Origin of the sequence: Acidiferrobacter sp. SPIII_3, assembly GCF_003184265.1 — a bacterium.
GTDB lineage: Bacteria > Pseudomonadota > Gammaproteobacteria > Acidiferrobacterales > Acidiferrobacteraceae > Acidiferrobacter.
This window is the reverse complement of sequence record NZ_CP027663.1, coordinates 2,195,760-2,220,612: the sequence shown is the minus strand read 5'-3', so window position 1 is coordinate 2,220,612 and position 24,853 is coordinate 2,195,760. Positions and strand designations below refer to the sequence as shown.

Here is a 24,853-nt window from a genome sequence, read left to right as displayed (position 1 = left end):
TCGCCATCCGCGCGCACCTTGATGATTAGCGGCAGGCACATGGTAGCGGGATTGCGGGCCAGGGTCACTTCCGAGGCGTCCCGACCCCCGCAGTGGCGTCTAAGTGGCGTCCGGGGTTTGACTGATGGGCTTGGGCTTACGTAAGTGCTTGTTTTAATTGGTGGGCGATAGTGGGTTCGAACCACTGACCCCTGCCGTGTGAAGGCGAAACTTGTGCTTAACCATACACCTCTGTGCGCCTAACTGCGTGATTATCCAGGGGCTATTTGCGCATCAACGAGCATGACGATGCATAGATATATAATGCGATTTTCCCAAAATTTTCCCATGGAGGGCGTAGCTGAATATTCGGTCTGAAGTATGCGCTCCATTAACCCCACCCTCCCACGCCTGGCGTCACGCTGATATCGTGTGGGCCATGGATAGGTCGATCGGGTGGACCGGGCAACCGGGGTAGTAGGCAACAGTTCTTTAACAGCCAGGGTGCGGGATGATCTGGCCCCGGCGCCCGGGTGGGGGCGCCGGGGCGGGGTGATGGGGTCAGCGCCGGGGCGTGAAGCGGGGCAACGTCGGGTCGGAGGCCAGATTCATGGGCAGCAGCGCCTCGAAGTCTTCGACGGTGCAAGCCTTGGGGAGATCGGTGAAGATCCGGCGCAGGTAATGATAGGGCTCGAGGCCGCAGGCCTTGGCGGTCTCGATGAGGCCATAAAGGTTGGCGGAGGCCTTCGCGCCGGCTTCGGTGTCACTGAAGAGCCAATTCCTTCGACCAACGCAGAAGGGTCGCAAGGCATTCTCGGTCGCATTGTTATCGATCGGGATACGCCCATCGGTGAGATACACGACGAGCTTGTCCCATTCATGGGCGAGATACGTAAGAGCCCGGCCCAAGGCGCTTTGCGGCGGGACGCCGGGGCGGTGGATAGCAAGCCAGGTCTGGAGCGTGTCCCACAGGGGCTTGGCATGCTGGGCGCGGTACTGCTGCCGGTCTTCGGGGCTTAGGGGGCGCGCCGCCTTCTCCACGGCATAGAGCTTCTGGATCTGGGCGAGCGCCTCCTCGGCCAGGCCTTTCTTTCTGTGCTTGCCTTGCGATTTGATGACCTCATCAAAGCGGCGTCGCGCATGGGCGAGGCATCCTGCGTGGATGAGCCCCTGGGCACGCACAACCGCTCCGTAAGCCGCATAGCCATCGGTCTGCAGGATACCCGTGAAGCCTGCGAGCAGGCGCAAGGGCACCTCCTGGGAACGGCTCGGGTCGTAGTCAAAGAGGATGATGGGGGCCTCGGGCGGTCCGCCCCGCTGCACCCACAGATAGGACTGTGACGTGGCGGCCTTGCCCGGCTCCTTCAGGACCTGGGTGGGGGTCTCGTCCATGCTGATATACCCGTAGGCCAGCAGTTGATCGCGCAGGAGATTCACAAGCGGTTGCGCGGTCTCGGTGCCCAAGGCCACCATCCAGCGCGCCATAGTGGCCCGCGGGAGATCCACCCCGATGCGCGTCAGGATCTGCTCCTGGCGGTAGAGAGGCAAGGCATCCTGGTACTTCGAGACCACGATATGGGCGAGCAGGCCGGGGCTTGCCAGGGTCTTTGGGAGGGGTTGCGGGGGCAGCGGGGCGATCTTCACCCCCGACGCGTCGTCCTTCCGGACCCCATACTTCAGGCGCACATGGCGCAATACCCGTATGGTGGCCGGGACGATGTCGAGCTGTTCGCTCACCTCTTCGCCGATCACCACCAGCGGCTGCCCATCGGGGGTTAGGCGCGCCTCTTCGGGGAGCTCATGGATGATATCCACCCGGGGGAGGGCGGCCGGCAAGGGCTTGCGGTACCCGCGGGCCTTGCGGATGTGGCCGGCCACCACGCTCTCGACTTCCGGGACCTCCTCAGCGGCGAGGGCCTCCCGCTCAGCCTCGACCTCGGCCTCATCAAAGAGCCCCATCTGCGGGCTTGGACCCTTCTCGCTGCGTGCGCTATAGCGCCGGGCGATCGCGAGGTTCAGTTGTTCCTGCAGGAGTTCGGCATGGCGGGTCAAGCGCTCGATCGTGGCATCGCGCACGGCGATCAAGACCTTCAGGGCCTCGATGTCGTTGGGTAGCGCCGTGTCCCGTATGCCGTCCGTCATAGCCACGATTATACGAAAGTCGAAGCGATATTGCACCCCCATGGCCACAATTTTTGCTAGGAAACCCGCTGATACACCAAGGACGGATGCGGCTTCATGAGCGTGATGTCATAGCCTGCGAGCAGCCACTGGAGCTGGTCTTCCGAGAGTGTCAGGACCGCCTCCGAGACCTTGCGCGGCCAGGCAAAGCGCGCCGCCTCCAGGCGCTTTACCCACAGCGCAAAGCCGGTCTGATCCCAATAGAGGATCTTCACGCGGTCGCGCCTGCGGTTCGTGAAGATAAAGAGCGCGCCCGTTAAGGGGGACAAGGCCATCTCTTGCTCCACACGGGCGGCGAGCCCATCGATCCCCACCCGGAAGTCGATGGGATCACGGTGCAGATACACGGCCGGGAGATCTATGAACATGCGCATGGGGATCAAGCCTTAAGGGCCATAAGGAGGGCGGCCACCCACGCCGGGGGCACGGCAGACGACAACGCCAGCGAGGCCTTGCCGATAGTGAGCGTGACCGTATCCCCCACGCAGTGGGGGCCACCTGGCTTGGGGCCGACCGGTGCTGGCAGGCCCCGGGGTGTGACCGTCACCGGCACGAAGGCCGCGGGGGGTGCGCCACGCTTGACCTCTTGCCCCCGGCGGCTTGCCGAACGCCCGCGAAGCTCCAGGCTGCGCCGATAGAAGTACGTCAACCGTAGTCCATGCCGGGCACAGAAGTCGCGCGCACTCTCTGCGCTTGCCTCGTACTCGGCAAAGAGCTCTTGCCAAGCCTCATTACTGCGGATCTTTGCCATCCATCCGTCTCCATCAATGTGATGGATCGGATCGTAAGCGACTTAGAGGATCGCGGGCAGGGTGCGGTTGCTGGAGCGCTTAGTACGCCAGGCCAAGCTGGCACTGAATAGCGGGTGCAAGTCCCGCACGGAGTAAGGGTGAGCCGCCCACTCCGGCCCCAAGCTATGCGCGGTCCTGGGTAACCAGGGACGTGAAGTGTTAGTCGGGGAGTCCGTAGGCGAGGTATTGAGCCACGAAATACATCAACTCGGGGTGCCGACGCTGTTAAGCGAAGCGGAAGGCCACGGTGGGACCCAGCGACAAGGCGAGTCGGATCCCACACCCCGCGGGGTCGGAGACCCTCAGCATGCGGAGACGTTCAGTGTACGGAACCTGGGAGGCCCCCGTCGGCCTCGGGGCGAAGAGTTTGTGGTCGCACAGAGCGACACGGGAACCCCGGTGGGGATACGCCGTGTCGGACGGTGGGGGAGTCGGACAAGGTCGTAGTACCGAGGAAACCTATGAACAAGACAGCGAAACCTGAGGCGGAATGGGTGGAGGGAAGGACCTTGACCAAGAGGAACAGCCAACACGATGCCGGTGCCCGGGCTCAGAACCGGAGTAGCACTACGTCACGTCTGCTGGCTGTGCGCAATGCGGCAAAAAGAGATAAGGCCCGACAGTTCACGAGCCTCATGCACCACCTGACCGTCGACCTGTTGGAGCAGAGCTTTCGGGTCCTGTCCCACCAAGCGGCGGCCGGGGCGGATGGGGTCACGTGGACGGAGTACGAAACACAGATAAGAGTCAACCTGGAACGGCTTCACCACAGGGTGCAAGACGGGACCTACCGCCCGCAACCGGCGCGGCGGGTCCTGATCCCCAAGGAAGACGGCAGCGAGCGACCGTTGAACATCCTCTGCCTGGAAGACAAGATCGTCCAGCAGGCGGTGGTGACGGTTCTCAATGCCATCTATGAAACCGACTTCCTGGGGTTCTCTTATGGGTTTCGTCCCGGTCGGGGCCCGCACGACGCGCTCGATGCCCTGATCGTAGGGATCGAACGTAAGCCGGTGAACTGGATATTGGACATGGACATTCGAAAATTCTTTGACACTGTCAAACACGGATGGCTGCTCCGATTCCTGCAACACCGTATCCAGGATAGGCGTCTCTTGCGCCTTCTGCGCCAGTGGTTGAAGGCCGGCGTGTTGGATGAACATGGCCACCGAGTCTTGGGCACGATCGGCACCCCGCAAGGGGCGGTCGTCTCGCCTCTCATGGCTAATGTTTATCTGCACTACGTCTTTGATCTCTGGGTGCAGCAATGGCGCAAGCGCCACGCCCGGGGAATGATCGTGGTGGTACGGTATGCCGATGATGTCGTCGTAGGGTTTCAAAACCCGGATGACGCCAGTCGCTTCCGGCGCGAGATGGAAGTCCGTTTTCAGGAATTCGGTCTGGCAGTCCACCCCGACAAGACCCGGCTGATCCGTTTCGGTCGGTTCGCCCATGAGCAGAACAGGAAGCGGGGCCTCGGCAAACCCGAGACCTTCAACTTCCTGGGCTTTACGCATATCTGCGGGGTGAGCCGTCAGGGACGGTTCTTGATTCACCGCAAAACACGCAGAGATCGCCTACAGGCAAAACTCAAGGCGCTAAGCCAAGAGCTGAAAAAGCGCCTGCACCACCCGATCCGCGCCACGGGCTTTTGGCTTCGCAGCGTCGTTCAAGGTCATCTGAATTATTATGGTGTCCCCTTGAATGGTGACGCACTGAGCCTCTTCTGCTACGAGGTACGGGCTCGCTGGTACCGGGCACTCTGTCGGCGCAGTCAACGCAAGCGACTGAATTGGGAACGTTTCGGGAAGATCGCCGATCACTGGATACCCAAAGCTACCATCGTGCATCCTTACCCTTATAAACGCTTTGACGCCAAATACTCAAGGTAGGAGCCGGATGCGTTAGCAGCGCCTGTCCGGATCTGTGCGGGGGGTGCCGAGTAATCGGCATCCCTACCGCGACCGGTCTGAAAAACGCCTTACGAAATGTGTCACGGTGAGAAGGGCATCCAGTTGAGTGATCGTTGCTTCATATATCTGAACAGGGTGCAGAGTACTAATCGGCAGGCTATCGGCCAAAGCGGTCACTCAGGACATTAAGCCGGACGGCTGTTTCAGCCAGATTTGAGACGCTCACCGCCAAGGACCTGAGCGGCCGTAACGACGACTTCCAACCGCTTGACCCAGGCAGTGGTGACCCCCCCGCTGGCCGGGACCGCCATCAGGTAAGAACCTCAACTTCGTCCGGTCGAAACCACCCCAATTGGAGGACGGCGTCTCGCGCCTGCGCCGGATCGGGTGAGTAGTACACGACCGCCAAGCTCTTTTCGGCGCGGCTGCAGGTGACGTAAAAAAGTCGCCGAGTCCTGTCGAAACTGGTCTCCTTACCGAGAGCCTCGTTATCATGGTCCGCCTTTGATTTCGCCTTGGCGCCAAAAAGCTTGGCGTAGGCAAAAAGGAAGCCGCGCGCCTCATCATCGTTTATCACGACCTGTACGCGCGGAAATTCCAGACCCTTGACCCCTTGATGCGTACCGAACTGCGACGTGCCTTGCACGTAGGCGTCGTAGCGTTCGACCTGGGTCAGCGGAGCCTCAAGTGCCTTTCGCCATGCGCCCAACTCCGTTCCTGCATCGGCTGCATCATCGTCACCTTCATCTTCGCCTTGACTGGGATCGCCTGCCACAACCTGAACCTTCGCAGTCGCCTCTCCCGGCCCTATGAACGGTGATAGGGAATCAGGGACTGCGAAGAGACCATGTTGCGCTACGACATTGAGCACTTCGTGCGCTGAAATTTCAGGATTTTCAGTGATCAATGCCAGTAGAGCCTTGCATGCCATATTCGCTTTAGCCAACTGCGTGACTTGGTCTGCGCCGGCTTCTTGAAGCGTTGCGCGATCAAGCAAGGGCGAGGTCTTGCGTACGGCGGCCATAGCTCCGAAGCGATCTTTGCTTCGAAGAGCGCGAACCAATGGCAGCACTTCCCGAATGAAAAATCCGAGGCCTGCACCGGTGCCTTGAAGCAAACTCGTGCGTAGGTTGTCGACGCCCCAAAGCGGCTCGAAGAAGTCTGCAAACCCGAAGCGTCTCGCCGACATCAGGTGTTCAAGCGCGAGGGTCTTGACAAACTCCGGGCTTTGCCAGCCTTGGTCTCCTGTGATCGCCGCCATGCGCTGTCGCGCCGCCGCCTCCGTGGCGAAGGGATCTGCCGCTCCCTGCTGCGCAACAAACATCCGAACTACACCAGTTTCGGCGTCGCTGCGAGGTACCTGCTCTTCACCATCGACCTCGCGCCGGATGCTGTTGATGACCTCGACAACCCGTTTCGGGCATCTATGGTTCATCCTCTTGCGAGGTTGGGCCCACCTTTGCGGGATGGCCTCGTCCAACCTTTCCTTTCCATCGGCATAGATGCGCTGCATCATGTCCCCGAACAAGCCGAGGCAGAACCGGTCATGGAACTCTGCCTCGATATTCAGAAAGGCATCCATCAACACTCTATTGGTGTCCTGACTCTCATCGATCAGCAGTACCGGGTATCGGCTGACCAGCATCTTCCTCAGTCCAGGCTTCGTGGTGAGGAATTCGGCCGTCATCGCAATGACCTCTGAGTGGTTCAAAGAGTCTCTAGTGCGATTGTCGCTAGTCGGGCTGTACACAAACCGCGCTATGGACGGGAGACGCGAGAGCCGACGGCGCTTGCTTTCCATGGATCGTGCGCGTTCGTCGCTCGCTTTCCCACTAGCTCTGCCCTTCGTTTGCGCATGCTCCAACTCAAGAAGCTCCAGCTTAAGATCCTTAGCGACCCAGTGACGGATGTCCGCATTGTAGCCTTCGATCAACGACCAGGAAAAGGCGTGGGTCGTCATGACTTCCACGCGAGGGTCGAACTCAAGCCGTTGTTTGATCTCGTCGCAGGCCGCATTCGTATACGTGATGACGCCGATCTTCTTGCCGGTTAGAGACAGCTGCCGCCCCTGCGTGCTACAGACCTGTCGGATGGCGCTCACCAAAGACCGAGTCTTGCCAGAACCGGCGCCGGCATGCAAGAAAAAGCTTCTAGGTTTTGCGAGATCGATGCACTGCACGATCTCAGCATCAGCCGCCACGTCGAATTGATCGTCAGCCGTGCTCACGGATTACCCCCGGTGTCCCCTGGGCCAGCCAGCACGCCAATCGCCCGGTTGGTCGTCAAGATCTCGACCTGTTTCTTCTTCATTTGCTCCGTCAGCCATCGCAGACCTTCCGCGATGTACCGGGGCACTGCCAGGCTTTGGAAATCGCTTGCCATCAGCACCTCGAGCGCAAACTCAGCTTTTTTTCCGGTCTTAAGTGCGTTGTACATGCTCAGTCCAACCGCAGCCGCGCCGCCCCCCGCAGTGATAGCCCTCCGAAATTTGGCGCTTAACCCTGTGCCCGCGAATGTAGAGAAGTAGGCTAGGTTCTCAAATACCAGCGCATCTTCAAAGGTATACGGGCACGCGGTCTCCTGCACCGCTGCGCATGGCATCGTGACTGCAATGGGTGTTTGGTAAGCCGCTCGAACGGCAAAAAGGGTGTCGCCGGCCACCGTCAACGTTTTTGCCTCGGCAGTGGCATCCATGAGGGCATCTACGTCCTCGATGGCCGGCGTCCATGTCTTCAGTGTGGTGTTGTTGGTCTTCTGGTCAGCGCCTTTTGCTGGTTGAACCGAGGTTCCTCCCGTTCCGGACAGCGTATCGAGGTCGGTGACGATCAGAGTCAAGAGCCCGAGGTGATCAATCAATGGTCTGAGCCGGTGCGCATGGCTGCCCCCAATCTCCAGGAGCGTGATATAGCTTTGATGCAGAACATCATAGTGAGCCCGGATGAAGTTGGGGATGAGCATTCGCTCGGCCGGACCTTCGACAAGGATCGCTGCATCCGCAAAAAAAAGGTCCGCGTGTTGGGCTCGCAGGTAGCGCGTGACGAACCGCTCTGTGTCGGTGCTGGCCCCAAAGACCTCTGACAAGTTGACAACGGTCGACACGGGGACCATTGCCACCATCCCTGCAGGCAGTCTTCGGAAGTAGCGCAGGCTGGCGAAAGGGGTCTCGTGAGCTACGTGGCTCGAATGCGTGCTGACCACCAACTGGGTACGCAGCGCCTCGCTCTCGCCGAGTTCCGGGTGCTTGCGCAGTACCTGATAGGCCTTCTTGATGAACACTTGCTGCACTTGTGCATGCAGATGAGCCTCCGGTTCCTCGACCAAGACCAGGTGGAGAGGCTCAATGCTCGTTTCCTCGACCCCCTTGGATGCCTTGCCAACCCGCATCCACGCGTCGCGGAAGCTCATCAGTTGGAAAATCATTGAGATCAGGTTCTGGTAGCCCAGTCCATTGCTGCCTTCAGGAAGCAGCAACACCGGCACGGTCACACCTGCATCCGAGACCACGTCTACTTCGAAGTTGACGGCGGCGCTGTGGTTCAGCCCGTCGATGGCTCGCAGCCGCGTGGAAACGCGAGGCCGGGGATCGCTGACGCCTGGATAGCCCAGGCCTGCTACTTCGGTGAAGCACTCCTTGAAGCTTTCCGTCAGCTTATCGTCAAAGGCGTTTTCTGCCGCCTCCATGGCCTGCAGCGCTTCGAGATCCCTCAGGTCTGGCCCTTTGGCTGGGTCAAGGTGCTTTGCGTAGTAGCTCCGGAGTTGCTCGGACAGACGAGTCCCACCGGCCGCCACCTGCGCGTCGTCCACATCAACGCCACTGTGTACCTCACCAAAACCCCTTTGCGCGGGGATGTCGTGAATCTTGATCAGACCACTGAGCGGGTCTCCTTCGATGGATACTGCCGAAGCGGGCAACGCTTGAGGCAAAGCGCGCAACTTATCTGGCTTTGCAAGCAAGGCAGGATCTAGCGGGTACGCACGAATCGTGAACAGCGTGCTTAGACGCTTGGTCAGAAAGTCCATCAGGCTTTCTGGCCACACAGTCAGCTTTGGCGGATCACCACCGGCGCTCGTTGCCGCTGCGGCAGTCACCGCGGCATCTCGCATTGTGTCTGCATCAGTGATGGCCGCGATGAACTCCTTGAAGAGCGTGTTGAGGTCCTTTGGCTCGTAGCGAAGACGAACTCCCAACAAGCCGCCGTCCCATTCCATGAGCGGGACCAAATCCCGGACGCGGTGAACTTCGTCTTCCCTGACCTGCAACCAAAGATCCAGCGTTGGAAGCAGTGGCACCCAAGGGGCGATGACCAGGTCGGCGACAGCGCCGGTTCTGTGCATCTGAATCCAAGCCTCACCGATATCCACGAGCGCCTGCCAATGGCACAACGTGAAATCGTGGATCTCGAACGGGCAACGGCGCGGAGTCAAGAAGCGCCGAAGCGCCAGCATGGCCGACGTCTTCCCACTATTGTTTGCGCCGACAAACAGCGTGGTCTGGCTCGACAGATCCACGCGAGCTGACAATAGCTTTCGGAAATTCGCTATCTCTACGAATTCAATGCGCATCGCGCATCATCCCCTCTTGGCTGTGTTGAATTGTTGGCACCGACCACATTCTGAGCCCAAAGAACACCAGATTGTCAACGCGGATGAGCGTGGTCATCATTGAGCCGTTGGGTATGCGTTCGGCTTTCAAGCATTCGTTGGCCATCTATTTCGCTACTATCTCGTGCTTCTTACCGGCCCAACTAGTCGGTGTTGCCAGGAGCCAGTTTTCCATGTCGCCTGACATCAGATTGTGCAATGGCCGCTACGTGGCCAACGAAGGATCTTCCACAATCGCCGCCGAATGCGAGACTGCGAAACGGTCGTCTGGCGCTGCTTGCGCAGCGGCCGCAAAGGCCGAGAAGCCGGCTTTCATCGCCTCGTCACTAAGGAAGCAGCCTTTGGTGCCTGAAAGTAGCCGCAGCGAAGTTTCCACCCTCAGAATGCATGTGGCGATCCATTCAAGTCACCCAGCACCAATAACAGGTCTCATACTTTCTATTTTGAGCGTCCCATTGGGGGGGGGTGGTTGGCGCAGGCATGCCGACCATGTTCGCCGCTGTTCCCAGACTCATTAGCGTCGGACTTTTATGTAGCGAATTTCATAGAGAGCTATTTACCGACCGAATCTTGAGCAACCGGCTTACCGTGGGCTGGGATAGGCCCATCCGCGCGGCGATACTGGCTTGGGAAAGCCCTTTGGCGCTCATTGCGCAGACTTGTTTTACGCGGTCCTTCTGTGCTTGGGATAGAGGGGATCCAGGGGGTCGCCCGCCGAGCTTACCAACCCTGCGGGCGTTGGCCGCCCGCGCGGCTTGCGTTTGACGTGCATACTCCGCCTCCACGAGGTGTCTGGACTCTGCGTACACTGCAAAATCGTTAGCCGGGTCGCAATCCTGATCGCCCACAAGATCGCGCTCGCATTTGGCCATCGATTTTCCATACCAGATCTCAGCATCATGGACGTGCCGCGCCCAATCTTGTTCTGACGCGATCCCAAGCCCCACCTCCTTAGGGGTTATCTGGGCCGTATTATTGATTTGTTGGATTTCCCGACGGATCCTTCGCATTTGATCGTTGTATTTTGCGCCCAACTCGCTCAAGCCGCCGGCCCACTTGACCAACCGTTTAGCGCGTCGCCAACCGGGAGTCCCGGGCGCATGAGATTGGCACACATTCACCCTGTCGGGCAGGGGCGGCAGCTCCGGGTTCGGCATTTCAGCGTATTCCTTACGGGCCGAGCGCGCGCAGAAAAAACACGGTGGCCGCAATAATTGCGATGGTTCCCAAGACTCGATCATGGTAGAAATCTGCATGGCCGTCCGCCGGATGGAGAAATATTCTCTCTCAGTAGCCCGATCGGCATTATGGTGCTCGATCCTGAAATCTATATCCAGGATTTTGTCGAGCCCATGGAGAGGCTTGTGACTCCCGGTTTTCGTTGCGAACCCGGTCTGGAGCCGAATCCGCGCGGCGGCCCAAGGCGGCCAGCCCTTCAGCAAGACGCTTTTCTGAATCCGCGCGGCGACGACCTCTGGCGACGGCGGCATCCCGCCGCGCCCTAACCTCCCAATCTTCTGTAGCTCTCTATCTAGATCCGCAAAGCCCATGACCATCATTCATAGAACCATTACGGTCAGTATAGCTATATCTCCAATCCGTGCAATGCAGGAATTTACTCCCCGGGTACATTATCGGGATGGACGGATATGAACACAGAGACCAAACTCCACGATATCAAGTTTTTCGCCGAACAATTCGAGTGCTCCCCTCGCAAGATTCAGTTGCTGGTGGCAGCGGGCGAGTTTCCGGCACCTATCCGAATTGGCAGGTTAATCCGTTGGCGGGAAGAGGACGTCGCCGCGTGGGTTCAGAGCCGCGCGGAAGCGGCTGCCGCGCAGGCGGCTGGTACGCAATACCGTAACGCGGTGACGCGCTCAACCCGCCGTGGCCGCCCCCGCAATTCGGACAGGGGGGCCTAATCATGCGCACACAGACCGTATCAGACCCTGACTGCACCTGCGCAACGCCTTGGGCGGGCCTGACACTCGCCCAGCAAAAAGAGTTTATTAAGTCCGTGGGTGGTCGAGTGGCAGCCGCTGACTATATTTTATCTGGGCGCGCTGGTGGTGGCCCTCAACACAAGGAAAGAAATCGCCGAATTCGCGAAACCCATTCACAAGGGCGTGGTATAGACCACGATCACGAGGATCTGTCCACAAGTGCCGCTCCCAAGGAAAAGGTCTCGCAGGGCGGCCCCGCGCGAGCCCTGGACCGTGACATATGGAACGCGATTGTCGCCCTGTATCCCCTCGATGGCCCCGACCGCGATGTTTTAATTGTCAGCGCCCAACTTGGGCGGGGCGAATCGAAAAAAATCGGGGAAAAAATAGGCATTTCTGCCCGTCGAGTGCGTGGGAAACAAGATGAACGCTTGGCGTGGGTACAGGCACATCTTTCACCGGCTGAGATTTTAGCGCACATGGACGACCCGATCACGACCGAACAAGTGGCGCGCCGCGCCCCCAGCCGGGCGGGCCGTAAGCCCAAGGGCGCCCCTAAAGGCATCCCCCGCTTTTTAGCCCTGGTCGCCGTCAGCACGGAGCCCCCGGCGCCTCCGCGCCAGTATAGGCCGCGCCGTCCGCGCCGGCGGTTCGTGGACCCCCGGCAATGCGATTTTGGGTGGGGGATGGGAATCGCGGCATGATCCGCGTGTTACGCCCCGATCTAATCGAGGATGTTCGTCGCGACCCACGCGACGTATGCGGCGCATCTCCGCGACCCAGCTCCTTGTATAGTCTCCCCGCGCTGGCGGTCGGGGGTGCCCTATGAGCGCCCCCTATATCGACGTGCGCGGCGCCCTCGATGCCGCAGGCATCCGCTACACGCGGTCCGGCAACTGGCTTCGTTGCCGGGCGATCTGGCGTGACTCGAAGGGTGCGGACCTAGCAATCCACTCAGAAACTGGTGCCTGGAAAGACCATGGCGGCACTGGGGAGCATGGCGGCTGGCGCCAGGTTTGTGAACTCCTAGGCATCTACACGTCATCGACATGGACCGAAGCAGACCGTGCGGCATGGCGCGCCAGGAAGGCGGCCAGAGAGGCAGATGATGTCCAGGATGCGTCACGGCGCATGCAGGGCGCCAGGGCGCTTTGGAGCCGGGCCGTTCCGTTGGACCACCCCACGAACCCCAACGCGGCCGCCATGCGGGACTACATCCGGCACCGCGGACTGCGGATGGAAACCATTATGCAGGTGGCGCGTGCAGGCCGATCCTGCGGGATGCCCTGCCTGGTGTACGGCCGCCGTGATCCCCGCACTGGTGAGATCACTACGATTCATCGCGAGTGGGATAAGCGCGCCTGGACTGATGGAAGCAACAAGCGCGGCCTCGGGCCACAGTTTTTCTCTGGCCAGACGGCTTACATTGAATACAACCGATGGACTGGCGGCGCGCCCGCCGCCCCCGGCGCCACCATGGCGGCCATCGCCGAAGGGCAACTCTCCGCGGCCTGCGGCGCGGAACTCTACCCCGGCGCCCCTGTCATCTCGACCTTCACTATGGGCGGCATGGAGCGCCCGCCAGTCGCTCGGATCCGGGAGCTAGTCGAGGCTGGTCATGAAATCTTAATCCTTGGCGACCGTGGGGGCATGAAGTCCGCGCAGGAATGCGCGCGACAGATCCTCCTGGTGTGCCCCAATGCCAGGATCCGCATCGCTATCCCGCCAGAGGGTCGGCGGGTCGAGGGCCAGAAAAAGGGCGAAGATTGGCTCGATGTGCGCGTTGGATACGCGGGCGTCGATGGCCTCGGTGACGAGGCGACCAAAGCAATGATAGAGCAGGTCGCGGTGACCCCGGACCTGCCTCAACCGGAAGATGGCCCCGGCGCCGTTAAGGGTGCGGTATTACCCTTCACGCAATGGCGCGAGATCCCGCGCGCGACTATAGAGAAGCTGCCGACCCTTCAGGAGACGCAGGATCGGCTTCGGGCGGCGCTGCCCTCGGCCATCGAGGCGGCGCGCGCGGGCCGGCCCGTCCTGATCTCCACCACGACCGGGGCCGGCAAGACGCACCACACCCTCAAGGCGCTGCTGTCCGCACAGGTCGAGGAACGCGACCGCATGCGCCGCCTCAATTTCCTGTGGGCCTCGCCAACAAAGGACCTGGCCGGCGTGGCCTGGGCGGTCGCGGACGAAGCCAACTGCGGCCGGGTGATGAATTGGGATGGTCGCCAGACGCCCGGGCTTTGCATGCTACCTGAGGTGACACAGGCGCTCATGGAGCGCGGTCGCAGCCCCCACCAGCACGCCTGCCAATCGTGCCAGTACGGACAAAAGCCAGAGGGCGACGACCAGGACGAGCGGTGCCAGTTTCAAAAGAACCTGAGCGAGGCTCCGAGCGTGCGCGGAATTTTTGGGCAACACGGCATCATCGGACGGGAATCGACGCTGATGAAATTCGCCACTGACCCCCGAGACGATTTTAAGGACCGGGACCTGATGGTGATCGATGAGGGCGTGCCCACCTTCGCCACGACCACGGTCACTGGAGCGGACGTGAGTGCCGCACGGGTGGCGGCTGGCGCGATCGACCAACACGTCGATGAGCTGCGCGCCAAGAATCTCCAGAAACAGAAGCGCCGGGAAAGGGACGAGGGCGAGGCCCGGTTCACGGAGGAGGATTACTCCAAAGCGCTGGCCTGGGGCCACGAGATTGCCCCAGCGCTGGACAAGCTCGCTGCGGCCCTGGTGGCCGGCGCGGGCAAGGGCATGGGGCTCCACCCGATCGACAAAATCGAGCACGCCGATTTCGTGCGGCTCGGACAGAAGATCCCGCCCGCCGCCCGGGTGCTGGACGCGACCGCGCTTGAGAAGGTGGTCGGCGTCTTTGGTCAAGACCGCATCGTTCCGCTGGCTTGGATCAAGTCCCTGGCAAAGGCGATCGAGGCCGGTACGGCCTGGGTTCGCGTTCATAAAAAAGGTGTCGATATTATTGGCACCAACCCAACGGATCTTTGGACCCGGTATCTCACTAAGGGCGGCATCCTCTTGGATGCTACCTGCACTCACGTCGATGAGATCCAGGCCGCCGGGGGACTGGTGATCGATCTGCGCGCGGGGCAGCCACACCTAAAGGTTGTTCAATACGGACCCCGCTTGCACGGCAAAGGCGACTCGGGCCGCTCGCGCACAGGACGGGAGAAGATGACGAAGGAGGCCCAGGACCTCCAGGCGGCCATGGGCGACGACCCCGATGTGGTCGCGATCACCCACAAGACCCAGGCGGCGCTCATGAAAGACGAGCGCGTGCGGCACTGGGGCACACACAAAGGCCACAACGACTGGAAAGGCAAGAAGCGCCTAATCCTGTGGGGCCTACCCCTCATGAACGCCAACGACCAGATCGTCGGCTACAAGACCCACAGGGCGGCCATGGCCGCCCGCGGCATCGATCTTCCGGATTGGAACGGCGAGCGCGTCCGCGACTGGGTCGCCACGGACGGCTGGGAGATGTTCCCAGCCGCTGCCCTGCCCGCCGTCCCAGAGGCGCGCTCTTGGCTCCTGCGCGAGCTGAACGCCGAGGTCGCGCAGGCGATTGGGCGACTGCGGGCCGTGTGGGCGACAGCCCCCGTGGAGGTCGAGATTTACGGGTTCCTGCCGATCCTCGGATTTGGGCTCCATGTCGATGAAATGCGGCTGGAGGGGTCGGGGCGCGCACATCGCAAGGCCAGCACACGCAGGTTGGCAATGGAGGCGATCGTGGATCTTGGAGAAGAGCGGACACGGAAAGGGATCTCTGACTATATCTATAACCATGGGGGTGGGCGGGTCAGCAACACCACCATCGATTCCTGCCTCGAGGAGGCGCAGGCCTATGCCCTGCGCCACGGACTGACGCTCATCGATGCCGCCAGGACTCTCTGCCAGATCACGTCCGACCTTCTCAAGGAGCACGGCAACGACGCCATGGCTGCGTGCCGTGCGGCCGACGCGGCCGGGGTTCCCGGCGCTGTGCTGCTTGCGCTTCTGATCGAGCAAGGGCGGCGGGCGCAAGAGGCCCCAGGCGCCCAACGCGCCGGGCCATAACCGCCACGCCGTCATCTCCCCAGAAACGCCCCCCGCTTTTTCTGCACGCCCCTATCACCAACAAAAGTTATATTGTTTCCCACGGGGAACATTCGCGCCTACTTGAACCTGCAAAAATCGAATCAGGAAAAGAGGGGAGACGGTCTGGTGTCTCCCACGGGGCACATTACGGTCGAGTGTGTCTTATGAGACACATAGCGTAATGACCACCTCGGCCCTGCAGGGTGGGTATTCTATACGGTTGAGTGCCAAGGTGGTCGAGATGCATGGCTAATAACCGACTTGCCAAAAATGCGGATTAGGTTATTATACGGTCATGGAGAAACGCGTTCCTCACTGTCCGCTCTCCGTGGTGAAGGCCTTGGTAGAGGCGGGGCAGGTGCGGGCCACGGCCAGCGCCTTCCAGGGGGCGCGAGGGGTCGGGGTTTTTGATCTGGCGGGGATGTGCGCGGTTGTGATGGCGCTGTCGCCCGCCCACTTTCAGAAGAGCATGACCACACACGCCGATCATCGCGTCTGGCAAGACGTGTACCACGCCCGGACCAACCAAGCAGACGTGTACCTGAAGCTCACGGTGATCGAGGACGTGCTGATCGTGTCTTTTAAGGAGCTATGACCATGAAGTGTCCTTGCTGTGGCGCGGCGGAATTGATCCCCGACACGCGCGATATCCCCTACACCTACAAGGGCGAAACCACCACCCTTGTGGCGGTAACGGGCGAATTTTGTCCGGCCTGCGGCGAAATCGTCTTAAACCGCGAGCACGGCGACCGTTACAGCGAATTGCTCGGACAGTTCCAGCGCCAGGTCAACGCAGCCTATGTCGATCCCGACTACATTGCCAGGGTTCGTAAGAAACTCGACCTGGATCAACGGCAGGCGGCGGAGATATTCGGGGGTGGAGTCAACGCCTTTTCGCGTTACGAGAACGGCAAGACCAAGCCGTCCTTGGCGCTGGTGAAACTCTTGAAGGTCTTGGACCATCACCCGGATCTCTTGAGCGAGATCCGCGACGGGGCCTGAGGGAGGTATATGGGAACGCGACGCCATAGCGTTGTGGATAGCGAGGCGGTTATGGATCGTTTTTGTCAGTGTTTACAGAAAATGGGATGGGCTGAGGGTGTTAGTGCTTTAACCGATGCTGATCTGAAATACCTGATATCACAGGACAGTGGGCGTGCGGCAATCTGCAATTCCGTCACCATAGGATCTGATGAAGTCAGCCGAAAAATCGATGTTGCCAAAACTGAATTGATGTGGCGCTCTAATACAAAGCAGAACAGGGTTACATGTGCGTTGATAATAACCAATATTATACTCGCCATCGTAACCGCGACGACGTTAGTTCATTAGAGCGTCCGGGCCATAAACAAAAACCCGGTCGATGCTTGGCGTCAGTTACCAGAACTTGGAACCATTACGCACGACTCCCCAGGCGGGCATGACGCTGCCCGGTAGAGCGGCCCCACGAAATTGAGTTGCGGGGGGTTGCCGGCGGTCGCGCGGTGGTATGTCACTTCTGATGACAAGATGGCCCTATGGGACAGGATCCCAATCCCCGTCATGGTCAGCATCCCAAAAACGAACATCCCCGCCAGCGAGACGACCACGACACCCCAGCCTTGGGCCAGTTTCCAGGCCAAGCTTGCCTTGGCCTGTTCCTTGAGGGCACAGGCGAGATGGGCCTTCCACTGCTCGACGAAGGCGGCCGCCTTCTCGGCCCCCATACGATCGAGGCCGGCGGCGGCCTTCTGGAGGTCGGCGGCGCCCTTGCCCGCTGCATGGGCGATGGCGCCGACCAGGGCCTGGCCGGCTTCCACGGTCTTGTCCTCGAGGGCCTGGGCTACGCCTGCCTTGAGATCATTGCCGGCACGCATCGTCCCTTGGTAGATCAAATCCGGCACTTTCCCCGTTTCTTCTGCCAATGTTTTTACGTGTTGTCCTGCTACCTGCGCAGCAGCCGCCGCATCGATGACCGAGGCGACGAGCGCCCAGACCACGTCGTCAGCGCGGTGTACACCTAAGTCGGAAGCCTTGCGCAACAGCGCCTCGCGCAGCTTGGGGGGTAGGGATTCCAAGGCCGCGTCGCGGGCGTTGGCGTTTGTCTGCTCGTTACTCATAGTTCGTTCCTCGGTAAGAAGGGCCGGGGGTCTGGGCCATGCGGCCCGCAATGCACCCCGGCCTTGGGGTTAAACGACTGAGGCGATCGCCGTATGGGCGAGAGCCAACCACCGCCGAAATAGGGCACGCTCGGTGATCGTGAGAGCGGCCTTATCCTCCGCCAGGAGGGAAAACGCCCCTGGTGTCGCCAAGACCTTGTCTCTCAGGTCATCGGGGCGTAAGGCCGGGATGGAGGACTCTTTGCCGCCCGCGTTTATAAAATCGGCACGTTTGGGCGATTTACTCCAATTGAATTGCTCGGCGATGCCCAAAAAGAGCGGGAAGAGGACGGAGCGACGAGCGGGATCCACAACAGACAGGAGCCCCCGCTGCAACGACTTCACCAAGGCATCGGTCGACGTGCTGTGCGGACCAATACTGAAGGTCACCACTAACTCGTATCCCACGGCGCCCACGACATCCGCCAAAACCGGCGCCAGTTCGTCGATCGTGTCGCCGGCACCGGCCGGCATATTGATCACGACATGCTGGCCCGCGTCAGCCGCCGCTTCCAGGATGTTGCCGAGCTTGTTAAAGCTGGTCTCGGAATCGCCGGCGCGGTTCAGATTCACGAGCTCGACGGGCACCGATCCGTCAAACCGCAACGCGAGATCCGGGATCCCGGCGTCGCCCTCAATCAATAGGACGGGCGCCCCTGTTGCCAATAAGTGGTCAAGTGCCAGGGCCGCGGCCATAGACTTGCCGGTACCGCCCTTGTCGCCATGCGAGATCAGGAGCTTCAGATGTTCAGTCATGCTCGTTTTCCTCTCTAAGTGAGGTCGGATGATCCGACCCCTTGGGTGTAGCGGTCGACGCGGAAATAGCGCGTAGTCACTTGTCAAACTTCGCCCGGATTTTTTCTAGCTCCGACATGTGATCGTCAGGGACCACCGTGGGGCGCTGCCCCGGTGACGGGGGTAGGGGTGGCATGACGCCGGCGGGGGCGACGGGCTTCGTAGGGGATGGGTAAGCGACAGACTTGCCGACGCGGACCTTGTCAGCTTTCAGTCTTCGCTCGACCCCACGGTAGGCGGCTGACAGCGCCCTAGCCCTGGATATCGGGAGGTCGAGCGCTTCGGCGATGCGCGACCACGGCCAGAGCAGTTGTCGGGCCTGTTTGATATCACCATGGTTTGCCAGGACCAGGGTTGTAAGCCCCCGATCCGGGTTTGGCCCTTGGCGGATGAGCTGTTGCAGTTTTGCGGTCATGGGCGTTACCTCCACTGATAGCTGCGGCAACGGAAATTGTTGCCGCTTCCGCTATCGCTGCGGCGGCGGAAATTGAGGGGTTGCGTGCGGGCTTTGCATGCCCTTTGCGTGGCCTTTGCAACGTGTGCATGGCTTTTGTTGTTGTGCGCAGCGACTGCACCCCATTTGCATGGCCTTTGTCGTGTGTTTTGGGCTTTTGTTGCAGTGCCTTTGCATGCCCTTTGCGCCCCTTTTGCATGGCCTTTGGAACTTGTGCCCCATCGTTGCACCCCCTTTGCAGGGCCTTTGTCACCACTGCGCATGAGACGCCCACCGCTTCGCGATGGGCTGAAAGATCACACATACGCACCAGCCTGCGGCTTGTGCCCCTCGCGGCGCTCAGGGGCCGGCTTCGCCGCCGTCTGTGTGCCTGGGCCCCTTACCTCTTCTTCCCTGGAGACCACGCCGGGAAGCGGGTGGCGCGCCCGAACGCCCGCGGCTGCGGGCGGTTGTGAGGGGGCGTGAACCCGCCCCATCCCGGCCCCCACGCGCGCAGCGATCCGGTGGCGTCCGCCTTAGGCGGGCGCGGGGACCAACCCGGTAGCGCGCGACTATTTCCGCGGACGCCGCTCTGAGCACACCCCTTGCCGAGGACTGCGCATGCTCAGGATCAAACCCCTCAAATCCGGCCGGGCGGCTGCCGGCATCGCCGACTACCTGGAACACCGAAAGGAACCGGAGCGGGCCGTCGGCTACTACGAGAACAAGACCGCACCCAGCGCCTGGCTGGGCCAGGGGGCCGCCGCCCTGGGGCTGGAAGGCGCCGTGGACCGCGCACAACTCATCGCGCTTTTGGAAGGCCGGCTGCCGGACGGCACCGATCTCTCCGCGCGCGGGGGCCGCCAGGACGCCGCCCGCCGCGGGACGGATCTCACGCTCTCTGCGAGCAAGAGCTATTCCCTGCTCGCCACCGCCGACCCCCGGCTGGTCGCCTTGTGGGACGAATCCGTCAAGGTCGCCGCCGGCGTGATCGAGCGCGAGTGCGCGACCGCGCGCCGCGGCCATGGGGGAACGCAGATCGAGCAGACGGGCCGGCTGGTCCTGGCGACCTACCGGCACGAAGACGCCAGGACTGTGGACGGCATCCCGGACCCGGATCTGCATACCCACTGCCTGGCGGTGAACATGACCAAGCGGGCCGACGGCCAGTGGGTCCGTATGGACTTGGCGTTTGGCGAGCGCGCGGTGCTCGCCAAGACCGCGGACTTCGCCCAGAAGGCCTGGCTTGCGCAAGAGGTCCAGAAACTGGGCTACGCGATCCGCATCACCCCGGATGGATGGGAATTCGCGGCGGTGCCGGATGAAATCCTTTCGATGTTCTCCCGTCGCTCCCAACAGATCGACGCGGCCCTGCGGGCCCGCGGGATCGATCCAGAGACCGCCACCGACGCGCAAAAGGAGGCCGCGTGTCTCGCCACCCGCGGCTCCAAAAGCCAGGCCGCGCAATCGGAACAGCGCTGGGAATGGCGGGCGCGCTTGCGCGCAGCCGGTCTCGATATGGACGGGATCGTGGCCCAGGCCCATACCAAAGCCCGCGATACGGTCACGCCCCTTGACCTGTCCGCGGAGATCGTGGCCCAGGCCCATACCAAAGCCCGCGATACGGTCACGCCCCTTGACCTGTCCGCGGAGGCCGTGAAAAGTGCCACCCGCCACCTGGGCGAGCGGGATTCCGTGTTCTCCAAACACCAGACCCGCCTGGAGGCCTTACGCGCTGGCATGGGCGGCGCAACCCTCGATCAGATCGACCAGGCGCTCTGTGACAAGGCCGCGGGCCTGATCGACGTGGGGGCCGGGCGGCTCACCACCCTTGAGGCCCTCTACCGCGAGCAAGAGATCCTGGCCCGGGCGCGGGGTGGCGCCGGGGCGGCCACACCGCTCATGTCGGACGACCAGGCCGACTCCTTCATGGCGGCGCGCGAAAGGGCCCAGGGCTTTGCCTTCAGTGCCGGACAACGGGAGGCCCTGGCGCTGGCCCTGACATCGCCTGATCGGGTGACGGGGATCGTGGGCGCCGCCGGCGCCGGCAAGACCACATCCATGGCCGGATTTGTGGAAGCCGCGAAGGCCCACGGCTATGAGGTCGTGGGCATCGCGCCCTCGGCGGCCGCCAGTCAGGAACTCAAAGGCGCCGGCGCCCATGACACCCGGACGCTCGCAAGCCTCCTGGCCTCCAAGCCCGCAGACACAGATGTCTCACGCCTCTATATCCTGGACGAGGCCGGGATGGTCTCAGGCCGTGACATGGACGCGCTGTTGCAGCGCCTCGAGGCCGAAGGCGCCCGGGTGCTCCTGGTCGGCGACCCCCGGCAATTGGCCGCCGTCGAGGCCGGTTCGCCCTTCCAGCAGATGCTCGAGACCCAGGCCATCCGGCATGCGACCATCGACGAGATCCAGCGCCAGCGCGACCCGCAGTTGCGCGCAATCGCGCAGGCCTTCGCCCGGGGCGAGGCGTTCAAAGCGACTCAGCTTGCGCGGCCGTACATGCACGAAGTGGAGGCGCAGAAGGAGGGCGCCAAGCCCACAACCCAAGAAAAGCGTGCGGCCATCGCCCGGGCCGCGGCAGACGACTACCTGAAACGTGACGTTGATAGCCGCGCCAAGACTTTGGTTGTGAGTGGCACCAACGCCCTGCGCCGCCAAATCAATACGCGAATTCGCGAAGGCCTCCAGGAGCAAGGCGTCGTGTCCCGCGAGACCGTGACCGTCACGGCGCTCGACAAGGCCGGACTCACGCGCGAAGCGCAGACCCATGCCGAATCCTATCGGCCCGGCATGGTGGTGCGCCTGGAGGAAGGGCATGGCCGTGACCGGCACTCGGTCGAGTACGAAGTCCGGGCGGTGAAGGGGAATACCGTCACCGTAACGAATCGCGCGGGCGAATCCCGCGACTGGAACCCGGCCCGCGAGAGGCCCGCCGGCGTCTATCAGCCGCGCGCCATGGAACTGTCACCCGGTGACGCCCTCGTGTTTCGCGAAAATCAGAAGGGCGTGGACCGCATCAGAAACGGCGAGGCGGCCACCATCGACCGCATCGAGGCGGGGATCCCGATCGCCCGTCTGGCCTCGGGCCACGAGATCGCCCTGGACCCATCCCGGGGCCAGACCGTCGATTACGGCTGGTGCCGCACCATCCATGCAAGCCAGGGCGCCACCGTCGATCACGTCATCATCGCCGGCGAATCCGCGCGCACGGCGACGGCACAGACCGCCTATGTCGCGGCCTCGCGTGAACGCGACACCCTCAGCATCTATACCGACGACCCCGAAAAACTCCAAAAGGCCTGGGCGCAGACCGCCGCGCGCGAACACGCCGTGACAGTCACGCAACAATCCGCCGTCCCGGACCTGCAATCCATCAAAACGCTCCGTGCGCAGGCCGCGCAGGCCTTAGGTCGCGCCGGCGACCTGGCCCAGGCGCGGGAGCCTGTCCAAACCCCCGTATCGCCCACACCGCCATCCGCTCCCGAGTGGGAGATAGAGCGGTAACGGTAATTTCCGCGCAGGCCGCTATGAGGAACACATATCAAGGAGGTTCCTATGTCCGCAACACACAAGGTTCGCCGCCAAGCCCCTCGGCACCGGCCATGCGGCCGGCAATGTCGAGGCGAGGTTCGGAAGTATCCAGATGGCATGAGCTGGAACGATCGGCGCCAGCAGTTTCAGACCCAGAAAGGTGGGCGCGCGCAGTTCAATAGGGCGATGGTCTACCGCCGTCGCAAAATCTAAGGAGAGTCCCCATGAAGATACCAAACTTGATCCAGAAGGCCCGCGATCTGTGGAACCGCAAGGAAGATCAGCGCCGCACGGCCGCCATGGGCCATGCGGCCCACAATAACAAAGAGGCGGACCCACATCGCGAGGAAGAAGCGCGACGGGAGCAACAGCGACAAGATGATCGGGCGCTGGAACAATTTGAGAAGCACGCGTCGGGATACAACCCTGACCTCGATGGGGAGTGGGAAGAAGACCTGCCAGTAGACATGCCGGCAGTCCCGGTTGCGACGCTTCAGGAAGCGACGCCGGCGGCGAGCGCCGCAGAGTTGCCACAGTACGGCATGGAACCACTGATCCCACTCACCCATGACGAGATCGCAAAGTTAAAAGTCATCGAAGCCGAGGATCCGCAGGGCCGCAGCATGCACGCCCAGTTCGACCCCCGCACGGTCCTGGCAATGCGTGAGCAGGCCGAGGCGATGCAGGCCGACAGCGGCCGCAGCGAGCAACGGCAAGATGCGCCCGAGCCAGAACGGGAGCCGGACGACGACATGGACATGGACCGATAGGTCCAAACCCAAACAGGAGAGAGATATGAACATTCAAGACGCAATCCACGCTCACAACAAACGGGCCGTCGGCAGGTGGTGGCTGCTCAAATATTTTGGGGGCCTCGCCCTTGGCATTTTCTTTGCCCTCGCGGCCCTTGGCTCCCCGCTGGCACAGCATCACTATGTTATGCCGATGATCGTTTACTTGCTGCTATCTGCGGCCGGCTGGATCACGTTTCGTCGGGCGCATCGGCGCTCGCAACGGTTGGTGGGCCGTGGCCCCCAAGACGAGCGCCACGAGCGGGGGACCTTCCTACATGATGCCCGGGCCGTGGCCCCACTCCTCGATCGGGCCCCCGGTGATCTCGTCCTCGGGGGCGTGCCTTTACCGCGCAGCGTGGAGCCACAGCATATCCTCATGCTCGGTGCTCCGGGGTCGGGCAAGTCCGTGGCCCTTAAATCCCTCATCAAAACCATCCGCGATCGCACAAGGGATGGGGCCGTGATCCATGATCCCACCGGCGAGTTCGTCAGTCTCTTTTACGACCCCGCGCGGGATCTCATCATCAATCCGCTCGATTCCCGCCATGCCCCGTGGTCGCTTTGGACGGATCTCCTGCCCGGCGAAGAAGCGGCACTCGCCAAGGCCATCATTCCCTCGGCCGAAGGCGATAACCAATATTTCAGTGACGCCGCCCAAGCCACGCTCGAGGTGCTCTTCCAGCAAACCGACTGCATCGACGATCTCGTGATGGCGGGCTTAAGCGAGACCAACGACCGACTGATTGAGCGCTTGACGCAAGCCGGTCTCGGCGGCCTCGTGGGGAGCAGTAAGACCTTCGCCTCGGTGCGTGGCAATATGGCGCCCTATCTGCGGTCGCTGGCCTTACTTCCCAATACCGCGCGCGGAGAGGGTCTTACCCTGAAAGAGTTCTGCGCCCATCCCGCCGGGCGATTCATTTTTTTGCTGACCTCAGGGCGCACGCGCGAGACGCTGCGACCGATTCATCAACTCTTCTTGAACCAAATCGTGAGTGTGGCGACCTCCTTGCGCCCAGATCCGACCCGGCGGATCTGGCTCGCCTTAGACGAGGCACCAGTCTTGTTGCCGTCGCCGGCGATCAGTTTGGCGCTCGCCGAGGGGCGCAAGTTCGGGCTTTCCGTCATCCTGGCCGCGCAAGCGATCGGCCAAGTAAAGCACCGCGTTGGCGAACACGAGGCGGCCGCCTTGCTCTCCATGCCCAAGACGCGCTTGATCCTGCGCGTGGGCGATGGCGAGACGGCGGAAGCTATGAGCCGCGAGATCGGGGAGCGGCAGCTTGAGCGACAACAGGTCTCGGTGTCACGGACGGCGGGGCCGCAGACGGCCGCCAACAACTCCACCTCGACCACGTGGCAGACCACCACCGAACGCGCCGTGCTGGCGTCTGAAATCATGAGTTTGCCCGACCTGCAAGGCTTCCTGCGCATCGAGGACACCACGATGCGCGTGGCCTTGACCTACGCGTCGTATCCGCCTGTGGGCCCGGACTACGACCCCATCCCGCCGCGGCGGTTGCCGGCGGTGTCCAGGGCCCTGGTCGATATCCCCGTACCCCAGGCGTAGTCGGGCCTGGCCGCGCGTTGAGTGGGCCGCCCGTTTTGAGGCGGCCCTTTTTTTAAGGCTTTCCCCCGGCGTCCGC

The 24,853-nt window shown here is 61.9% G+C and carries 19 protein-coding genes; 9 read left to right on the top strand and 10 right to left on the bottom strand.

Features of this window, described 5'->3' with window-relative positions; all coding sequences use genetic code 11:
* Nucleotides 1-540 precede the first annotated feature (540 nt).
* From C4901_RS11145 to C4901_RS11135, 3 genes are read right to left on the bottom strand one after another with little or no spacing between them, the layout of a single operon-like run.
* Nucleotides 541-2,121 (bottom strand): IS66 family transposase, encoded by a 1,581-nt coding sequence (locus C4901_RS11145; RefSeq protein WP_110138626.1) that lies wholly within the window; start codon nt 2,119-2,121, stop codon nt 541-543.
* A 56-nt stretch (nt 2,122-2,177) separates the two neighbouring features.
* Entirely contained in the window at nt 2,178-2,534 is a 357-nt protein-coding gene (tnpB, locus tag C4901_RS11140; RefSeq protein WP_110137391.1) for an IS66 family insertion sequence element accessory protein TnpB, read from the bottom strand.
* A 5-nt stretch (nt 2,535-2,539) separates the two neighbouring features.
* Nucleotides 2,540-2,911: a hypothetical protein gene (locus C4901_RS11135; RefSeq protein WP_065971441.1), complete on the bottom strand. Its 372-nt coding sequence runs from the start codon at nt 2,909-2,911 to the stop codon at nt 2,540-2,542.
* A gap of 549 nt (nt 2,912-3,460) precedes the next feature.
* Between C4901_RS11135 and ltrA the strand changes: the two genes are divergently transcribed.
* Nucleotides 3,461-4,843 carry a group II intron reverse transcriptase/maturase gene (gene ltrA / locus C4901_RS11130; protein ID WP_205735957.1) on the top strand — a complete coding sequence of 461 codons (1,383 nt, stop codon included), beginning with the start codon at nt 3,461-3,463 and terminating at the stop codon, nt 4,841-4,843.
* A 331-nt stretch (nt 4,844-5,174) separates the two neighbouring features.
* On the opposite strand, the gene C4901_RS11125 is transcribed toward ltrA, so the two are convergent.
* The 4 genes from C4901_RS11125 to C4901_RS11115 form a co-directional block, all read right to left on the bottom strand.
* Nucleotides 5,175-7,091 (bottom strand): UvrD-helicase domain-containing protein, encoded by a 1,917-nt coding sequence (locus C4901_RS11125; RefSeq protein WP_110137390.1) that lies wholly within the window; start codon nt 7,089-7,091, stop codon nt 5,175-5,177.
* Nucleotides 7,088-9,427 carry an AAA family ATPase gene (locus C4901_RS11120; protein WP_110137389.1) on the bottom strand — a complete coding sequence of 780 codons (2,340 nt, stop codon included), beginning with the start codon at nt 9,425-9,427 and terminating at the stop codon, nt 7,088-7,090. Before C4901_RS11120 ends, C4901_RS11125 begins: the two co-directional genes overlap by 4 nt.
* A complete protein-coding gene (locus C4901_RS17730) occupies nt 9,417-9,572 on the bottom strand; it encodes a hypothetical protein (protein WP_168185690.1) in 156 nt (51 codons plus the stop codon). Before C4901_RS17730 ends, C4901_RS11120 begins: the two co-directional genes overlap by 11 nt.
* A gap of 436 nt (nt 9,573-10,008) precedes the next feature.
* Complete coding sequence (locus tag C4901_RS11115) at nt 10,009-11,025, bottom strand: hypothetical protein (RefSeq protein ID WP_110137388.1); 1,017 nt, start codon at nt 11,023-11,025, stop codon at nt 10,009-10,011.
* Between the two features lie 90 nt (nt 11,026-11,115).
* Here C4901_RS11115 and C4901_RS11110 point away from each other — a divergent pair, with 90 nt between their 5' ends.
* The 5 genes from C4901_RS11110 to C4901_RS11095 all read left to right on the top strand — a co-directional run bounded on the left by C4901_RS11110 (nt 11,116) and on the right by C4901_RS11095 (nt 16,518).
* Complete coding sequence (locus tag C4901_RS11110) at nt 11,116-11,388, top strand: AlpA family transcriptional regulator (RefSeq protein ID WP_110137387.1); 273 nt, start codon at nt 11,116-11,118, stop codon at nt 11,386-11,388.
* A 2-nt stretch (nt 11,389-11,390) separates the two neighbouring features.
* A complete protein-coding gene (locus C4901_RS17320) occupies nt 11,391-12,113 on the top strand; it encodes a hypothetical protein (protein WP_145960703.1) in 723 nt (240 codons plus the stop codon).
* Nucleotides 12,114-12,885: 772 nt separating this feature from the next.
* Nucleotides 12,886-15,495 carry a hypothetical protein gene (locus C4901_RS11105; RefSeq protein WP_145960702.1) on the top strand — a complete coding sequence of 870 codons (2,610 nt, stop codon included), beginning with the start codon at nt 12,886-12,888 and terminating at the stop codon, nt 15,493-15,495.
* A 316-nt stretch (nt 15,496-15,811) separates the two neighbouring features.
* Nucleotides 15,812-16,111, top strand: a complete 300-nt coding sequence (locus C4901_RS11100) for a type II toxin-antitoxin system MqsR family toxin (protein WP_110137385.1) — start codon at nt 15,812-15,814, stop codon at nt 16,109-16,111.
* 2 nt (nt 16,112-16,113) lie between these two features.
* Nucleotides 16,114-16,518 (top strand): type II toxin-antitoxin system MqsA family antitoxin, encoded by a 405-nt coding sequence (locus tag C4901_RS11095; protein ID WP_110137384.1) that lies wholly within the window; start codon nt 16,114-16,116, stop codon nt 16,516-16,518.
* Between the two features lie 371 nt (nt 16,519-16,889).
* On the opposite strand, the gene C4901_RS11090 is transcribed toward C4901_RS11095, so the two are convergent.
* The 3 genes from C4901_RS11090 to C4901_RS11080 all read right to left on the bottom strand — a co-directional run bounded on the left by C4901_RS11090 (nt 16,890) and on the right by C4901_RS11080 (nt 18,864).
* The gene (locus tag C4901_RS11090; protein ID WP_110137383.1) at nt 16,890-17,615 is read right to left on the bottom strand and encodes a hypothetical protein; all 726 of its coding nucleotides are present in this window, start codon (nt 17,613-17,615) and stop codon (nt 16,890-16,892) included.
* 69 nt (nt 17,616-17,684) lie between these two features.
* Nucleotides 17,685-18,410: a hypothetical protein gene (locus C4901_RS11085; RefSeq protein ID WP_110137382.1), complete on the bottom strand. Its 726-nt coding sequence runs from the start codon at nt 18,408-18,410 to the stop codon at nt 17,685-17,687.
* Between the two features lie 76 nt (nt 18,411-18,486).
* Nucleotides 18,487-18,864 (bottom strand): hypothetical protein, encoded by a 378-nt coding sequence (locus C4901_RS11080; protein ID WP_110137381.1) that lies wholly within the window; start codon nt 18,862-18,864, stop codon nt 18,487-18,489.
* A 639-nt stretch (nt 18,865-19,503) separates the two neighbouring features.
* Here C4901_RS11080 and mobF point away from each other — a divergent pair.
* The 3 genes from mobF (at nt 19,504) to C4901_RS11065 (ending at nt 24,777) form a co-directional block, all read left to right on the top strand.
* On the top strand, nt 19,504-22,392 hold the full coding sequence (mobF, locus tag C4901_RS11075) for a MobF family relaxase (RefSeq protein WP_110137380.1): 2,889 nt from the start codon (nt 19,504-19,506) through the stop codon (nt 22,390-22,392).
* A 251-nt stretch (nt 22,393-22,643) separates the two neighbouring features.
* Complete coding sequence (locus C4901_RS11070; RefSeq protein WP_110137379.1) at nt 22,644-23,189, top strand: hypothetical protein; 546 nt, start codon at nt 22,644-22,646, stop codon at nt 23,187-23,189.
* A gap of 25 nt (nt 23,190-23,214) precedes the next feature.
* On the top strand, nt 23,215-24,777 hold the full coding sequence (locus C4901_RS11065; RefSeq protein ID WP_168185689.1) for a type IV secretion system DNA-binding domain-containing protein: 1,563 nt from the start codon (nt 23,215-23,217) through the stop codon (nt 24,775-24,777).
* The last annotated feature ends 76 nt before the right edge of the window (nt 24,778-24,853 follow it).